This window comes from Streptomyces sp., assembly GCF_050698815.1.
GTDB lineage: Bacteria > Actinomycetota > Actinomycetes > Streptomycetales > Streptomycetaceae > Streptomyces.
In genome coordinates, this window is the sequence record NZ_JBOHCV010000202.1 from 1 (window position 1) to 5,793 (window position 5,793).

The 5,793-nt window shown below is 70.3% G+C and carries 3 protein-coding genes; all 3 read left to right on the top strand.

What is annotated here, in order from left to right; all coding sequences use genetic code 11:
- Positions 1-2,129 (top strand): catalase/peroxidase HPI (gene katG / locus ACRDP3_RS07475; RefSeq protein WP_431516050.1); only part of this gene is annotated, 2,129 nt, incomplete at its 5' end.
- Positions 2,130-2,664: 535 nt separating this feature from the next.
- Complete coding sequence (locus ACRDP3_RS07480; protein WP_431516051.1) at positions 2,665-4,386, top strand: SPFH domain-containing protein; 1,722 nt, start codon at positions 2,665-2,667, stop codon at positions 4,384-4,386.
- Complete coding sequence (locus ACRDP3_RS07485; protein ID WP_431516052.1) at positions 4,383-5,726, top strand: SPFH domain-containing protein; 1,344 nt, start codon at positions 4,383-4,385, stop codon at positions 5,724-5,726. The genes ACRDP3_RS07480 and ACRDP3_RS07485 overlap by 4 nt, the downstream gene beginning before the upstream one ends.
- Positions 5,727-5,793 lie beyond the last annotated feature (67 nt).

The following is a 5,793-nucleotide window of genomic DNA, read 5'->3' on the forward strand; positions in this document are numbered from 1 at the left end:
ACCGTGACTGGTGGCCGAACCAGCTCAACCTGTCGATCCTGCGTAAGCACCCCGCCGTGGCCAACCCCATGGACGGGGACTTCGACTACGCGGCGGAGTTCCAGACCCTCGACCTCGACGCCCTGGCGAGGGACGTCGACGAGGTGCTGACCACGTCGCAGGAGTGGTGGCCTGCCGACTTCGGCCACTACGGACCGTTCATGATCCGGATGGCGTGGCACAGCGCCGGTACGTACCGCATCGACGACGGCCGCGGCGGTGCCGGCGCCGGCATGCAGCGCTTCGCGCCCCTCAACAGCTGGCCCGACAACGGCAACCTCGACAAGGCGCGGCGGCTGCTCTGGCCGGTGAAGAAGAAGTACGGCCGCAAGATCTCGTGGGCCGACCTCATGATCTTCACGGGAAACCGGGCGCTGGAGACGATGGGCTTCAAGACCTTCGGCTTCGCCGGCGGCCGGGCGGACGTCTGGGAGCCCGACCAGGACGTCTACTGGGGTCCCGAGAGCACCTGGCTCGGCGACGAGCGCTACTCCGGCGACCGCCAGCTCGAGAACCCCCTGGCCGCCGTCCAGATGGGCCTCATCTACGTCAACCCCGAGGGCCCGAACGGCACCCCGGACCCGCTCGCCGCGGCCCGGGACATCCGCGAGACGTTCCGGCGCATGGCGATGAACGACGAGGAGACCGTCGCGCTGATCGCCGGCGGGCACACCTTCGGCAAGGCGCACGGCGCCGCCGACGCGGACGTCCACGTCGGCGCCGAGCCCGAGGGTTCCGCCATCGAGGAGCAGGGCCTCGGCTGGAAGAACTCCTTCGGCACCGGCAAGGGCCGGGACACGATCACCAGTGGCCTCGAGGTGACCTGGACGCCCACCCCGACGAAGTGGGACAACACCTTCTTCGAGACCCTGTTCGGGTACGAGTGGGAGCTGACCAAGAGCCCCGCCGGCGCCCACCAGTGGCAGCCCAAGGACGGCGCCGGCGCCAACACGGTGCCGGACCCCGAGGACGGCTCGCTGTCGCGCCCCCCGACGGTGCTGACCACCGACCTCGCACTCCGCCTCGACCCGGTCTACGAGCCGATCTCGCGGCGCTTCCTGGAGAACCCGGACCAGCTCGCGGACGCCTTCGCCCGAGCCTGGTTCAAGCTGACGCACCGCGACATGGGACCGATCCAGCGCTACCTCGGGCCGCAGGTCCCGCAGGAGACGCTGATCTGGCAGGACCCGGTCCCGGCAGTGGACCACGAGCTGGTCGGGGCGGAGGAGGTCGCAGCCCTCAAGCGCCAGATCCTCGACTCGGGGCTGTCGGTCGCCCAGCTCGTATCCACGGCGTGGGCGTCGGCCTCGACGTTCCGCGGCAGCGACAAGCGCGGCGGGGCGAACGGTGCTCGCATCCGCCTCGAGCCGCAGCGGGAGTGGGACGCCAACGACCCCGACACGCTGACGGCGGTGCTGGGCACCCTGGAGGGGATCCAGGGAACCTTCAACAGCTCCCAGACCGGCGGGAAGAAGATCTCGCTCGCCGACCTGATCGTGCTCGGCGGCTGCGCCGCGGTCGAGCAGGCCGCCAAGAACGCCGGCCATGACGTCCAGGTCCCCTTCACCCCGGGCCGTACGGACGCGGCGCAGGAGCAGACGGACGTGGACTCCTTCGCCCCGCTCGAGCCGACCGCGGACGGGTTCCGCAACTACCGCGGGAAGAACGGGCGGCTGCCGTCCGAGTTCCTGCTGATCGACCGCGCGAACCTGCTGACCCTGAGCGCGCCCGAGACGACCGTCCTCGTGGGCGGCCTGCGTGCCCTGGGCGCGAACCACCAGCAGACCACGCTGGGCGCGGGCTCCGGGACACCCGACTCGCTGACCAACGACTTCTTCGTGGACCTGCTCGACCTGGGCACGGAGTGGAAGGCGACGTCCGAGGACGCGGAGACCTTCGAGGGCCGCGACCGTGCGACGGGCAAGGTCAAGTGGACCGGCAGCCGCGTCGACCTCCTCTTCGGCTCGAACTCCGAGCTGCGTGCCCTCGCGGAGGTCTACGCGAGCGACGACTCGCGTGGGAAGTTCGTGCGCGACTTCGTGGCCGCCTGGGACAAGGTCATGAACCTCGACCGGTTCGACCTGGCCTGATCCCGAAGGCCATCAGCCCGGCCGGCGTCCCGCGTCGGCCGGGCCGGTGGCCCCCAAGCCGTTGCATCACCGGTTGCCCCAAGTGCCCCGGACCGTGATCGGTCCGGGGCCTTTCCGCTGGTTCCCGAACTCGTCGAGCGGGCCGAGCCGTTCGTGCACCGGCTGGAAAGCTGCCCGCACCGGAGCGGGCACGTTTGACGACCCGTCAGTCGCTCGAGCCCCCTCCGGCGATACGCCGGTGCGGCTCGCAGGCCGGCCGGAGGTGCGGGTAGGTTTGCGGGCGGTGTATCGAATCTCGCCGGCGAGCGGCCGCTGATCGGTTCACCGATCGGGGGGGCGCATCATGCACGTCACGTGTCGCGCGGATTCCTGAGTCGTCGGTGGCACCCGAGCCTCAGCAACCGGCGTGCGAGGTGCCGCAACCGGCCCGTCGCCGAAGGAACCGGCACAGCACCTGCACGGCTGCCGGCGACCACACCCGTATCGGTACCGGCCTGGGCGGTGCGACGAACAGCATGTGAAGAGGGGGAACTGCGTGAGCCAGAGAGGGAAAAAGATCGCGAAAGCGGTCTCGGAGAATCCTGAGCTGCGAGAGGCAGCCGAGGGGGAGTTGCGCCGCCGCGGCGAAGCCGTGGTGCGGCAGCGGTCGAAGTCCGGGCGTCACGAAGGCGGTTGGGAGGAATCGCGCGGCGACGACGGGCTCGACCCCGACGATTTCCCCGCCGCCCGCGAGCAGAGCGGCGGCATCGACACGGTGATGACGCAGCAGACCGTGTCCATGGACGAGGCGCGGGAGGTGCTCAACCGCAGCGAACAGCGCCGGGAGGACGGCCGGAAGGTCCACGCCATCTGTCCGATGGCCCTGCCCCGCGGGCGCTCGTTCGTGAGCATGCTGCCCGTACTGCTACTGCTCGTACTGGGGGCAGTCGGCAGCGCCCTCGCGGCGACCGCGGACAGCCCGCTGCTCACCCAGCCCCTCTTCGGCATCCACTACTGGGTGCTGTCGGTCGCCGCCGTCGCCTTCGTGTGGTGGCGGCAGGGCATGGTGATGGTGCCGGACGGCTGCCAGGCGCTGATCACCCGCTTCGGGAAGCTGGAGGAGGTCGTCGGCCCCGGCCGGGTGATCCTGCTCAACCCGTGGAAGCGGGTGTCGTACATCATCAACACCACCCGCGAGTACCCGTTCAACGCGCCGGTGCGCGAGGCCCCGACGAAGGGCGGCGTCAAGGCGTCCATCGACCTGTTCATCCAGTTCCGCATCAGCGACCCGGTGGAGTTCGTCTACACGCTCGGTGCCGTACGGGGCTTCGAGGAGAAGCTCAGCAACGCCGTCAGCGAGACCATCCGCAGCCTCATCTACGACCAGGAGGCCGCCGAGATCTATGACATGGTCGGCGAGGACACCGGCCGGTTGCTGGAGCAGGTCAACCAGCAGTTCCGTCCCGCGGTGGAGCTGACGAACGCCAACATCACGCACGCCGAACCGGCCGACCGCGGCTACCGCATGGACCTGGCGTCGCCGGAGATGGTGCGCGTGGCGAAGGACGCGTACACCCACGAGTACGCACTCCACCTGCGCAAGGAGCAGGACGAGGGCGACCTGACGAAGGAGCTGGCCTCCCGTCAGGAGACGCTCTCCGCGATCATGGCGGACATCGCGCAGTACCAGGCACAGATGGACACCGCGGTGGAGCGCGAGACCAACCGAGCCGAGGCCACGGCCCGTCAGCGCTACGTACAGGCGGAGTCGGAGGCGAAGGCCAACGCGGCGCTGCTGGAGGCGCAGGCCCTGGACATCCGCGCGGTGACGGCGGCCGAGGCGCCGGAGATCCTCCAGTACCGCTATCAGCAGCAGGTACTGGACACGCTGGAGGAGGTCGCCGACCACCTGCCGCGGCTGCTGCGGATCGGCGGAGCATCGGAGTCCGACGGGAGCGGCATCGGCGTCGACTTCCTGGCCCTCGCACGGGAGTTGGTGGGCGAGCAGGGCACGGACCTGTTCTCCGAGGAGGACATGTCGGCCGTGCGCAACCGTCTCCAGGAGGTCTCCGCGCGCATTCGCGCACGTGAGGGAGAGATCGCCGCGCTGCTGGAGACGGAGCGTCCGACCGTGCCGGCGGCCGCCGGCGGCACGGACGTGGAAGCCGGACCGGGGGCGGAGGCACCCGCGGAACCGCCGCCGTTGGAACCTTCCGGGAAAGTACCGGCCCCGGCCGGGCACGCGTCCGAGCCCGCATCCGAGGAGGCCGCAGAATGAGCGCCACACGCAACCGCAGGTCGATCATCTCCGAAGAGGTCGCTCCCTGGAGCGAGATCCGCCAACTGCTGCGCGGCGGCGAGACGGACAAGCTGATCCCCGTCGTCATCCCCAAGCACACTCGCAGGCTGTGGTGGCTGCTGCTCATCTGGCTGGGGCTGTTCGGGCTGCTGACCGGCATGATGTCCTCGCTGAAGGAGTCCGGCGACGGCGGCGCCGCCGACATGGCGTACGGCGCGTCCGCCACACTGGGCTACGCCGCCGGCGCCTTCCTGCTGCTCGCAGGCGTGCTGTGGTGGTGGCGCTCGTCCATCGCGGAGATCGAGCAGGGCACCGCCGGCGTCCTGACCCGCTACGGCGCCGTCACCCGCACCCTCGACCCCGGGCGGCACTACCTCTGGCACCCCTGGTCCCGGGTGGACTTCGTGGTCGACACAGCCACCGAAATCCCCTACTCGGCACCGGTGATGGCCTGCCCGACGCGGGAGAACGTGCCGCTGCGCTCCATCGAGTTCTTCCTGAAGTTCCGCATCACCGACGCGGTCCTGTTCGTACGGACCATCGGCGCGGGCAACTTCGACCTGGTGCTCTCCCAGGCGGTGCAGGACGCGATCCGCCAGCGCGCCCGGCTGGTGCAGACCGAGCGGGCGTATGACCTGCGCGGCTCCGACGTCGCCGACATGCAGGAGCTGCTCAATCGCCAGCTCTCCCGCTACGGGGTGCGCATCACCGGCTCCAACATCCCCGACGTCCAGCTGCCCGCCCAGTACCAGCAGCACCTGGCCACACGGGAACGGGTCGCGAAGGAACGCACCGCCTACGACCAGGAATGGGGCCTGACGCGCAAGCGCCGCATCGACAGCCTCCAGATGGACATCGAGCGGGCGAAGAAGGTGCGCGACGCCCGCATCGTCGAGGTGAAGGCGGCGCTCAACAAGGCGCGCGAGGAGGTCGCTCAGCTGCTGGAGGAGCAGGAGACCAATGCGCAGAAGGTCCGCTTCGAGATCGAGACCCGCGGGCGCAGCGGCTTGATCTCCGCCGAGAACGAGGCCCGTGCGCAGCGCCGGCTCGCGCAGGCATACCGCGACAACCGCGCCGTTCTCCAGTACGAACTGGCGCGCAGGCGGCTGGAGGTGGGCGCGATCCTCGCCGGGCGTGCACCGCAGCCCGTGATCGTCCGTACGGACGGCGGCAGCGGCGACACCTCGGCGCTCGCGACTCTTCTCACTGCGCAGCTGATGCCGAAGTTCAACGGCTCTTTGACGCCTTTCCCGGCTGCCCCGGCTGCCGCTGGGCGGGGCCCCCGGAACGGGGACCGTCGAGGCGGCGAGGAGGACTGACTCGCGAGCGGCTCCCGCCCAGGGGGGCCGCGCCCGCGCCCGCGCCGCGTCACTTTCGAGTGACGGG